This is a genomic window from Streptomyces sp. CA189 (assembly GCF_056428985.1).
In genome coordinates this window covers 1-528 of sequence record NZ_JBWJVM010000214.1, presented here as the reverse complement: position 1 = coordinate 528, position 528 = coordinate 1, and the positions used below count along the sequence as shown (strand labels likewise).

The 528-nt window shown below is 69.3% G+C and carries 2 protein-coding genes; one reads left to right on the top strand and one right to left on the bottom strand.

Features of this window, described 5'->3' with window-relative positions; genetic code table 11:
- On the top strand, window positions 1-308 hold a 308-nt coding region (locus tag AC061S_RS44595; protein WP_478691600.1), incomplete at its 5' end, for a helix-turn-helix domain-containing protein.
- A gap of 28 nt (window positions 309-336) precedes the next feature.
- Here the strand turns inward: AC061S_RS44595 and AC061S_RS44590 are convergent.
- Window positions 337-528: OprD family outer membrane porin (locus tag AC061S_RS44590; RefSeq protein WP_478691599.1), on the bottom strand; the 192-nt coding region annotated here is incomplete at its 5' end.

Here is a 528-nt window from a genome sequence, read left to right as displayed (position 1 = left end):
CGCGCCTGCTGCGGCTGTGCCAGGCACTGATCGACGAACCGACCCAGAGCCTGACCATGGGCGACTGGGCGCAGCGCCTGGGCACCTCGGAAAAGACCCTGTCGCGCCTGTTCCAGCGCGAGACCGGGATGAACTACCGGCTCTGGCGCCAACGCCAGCGCCTGCTCGCCTCGCTCAACGCGCTGGAGGCCGGCGACAGCGTCACCGGCGCCGCCCTGGACAGCGGCTACGACTCGACCTCGGCCTACATCGCCGCCTTCAAGGGACTCTTCGGCTTCACTCCCGGCGACCTGTTCCGCCAGCGCTGAGCCCGGCGAAGGGCCCAGCGCGCGTGGCTCAGAACTCGTCGCTGGGGTAGTCGACGATCACCAGGTTTTCGTCGTTGTCGTTGTCCACCGCGCTGTAGCCGCCGGTACCGCCGCCGCCGTCGAGCTTCAGCCCGAGCATGCCGTAGGCGTCGACGCCGAAGCCGACCACGCCGGGCGTGTAGCCGGACTGAAAGGTGGCGATGAAGCCTTGCGCCCAGTC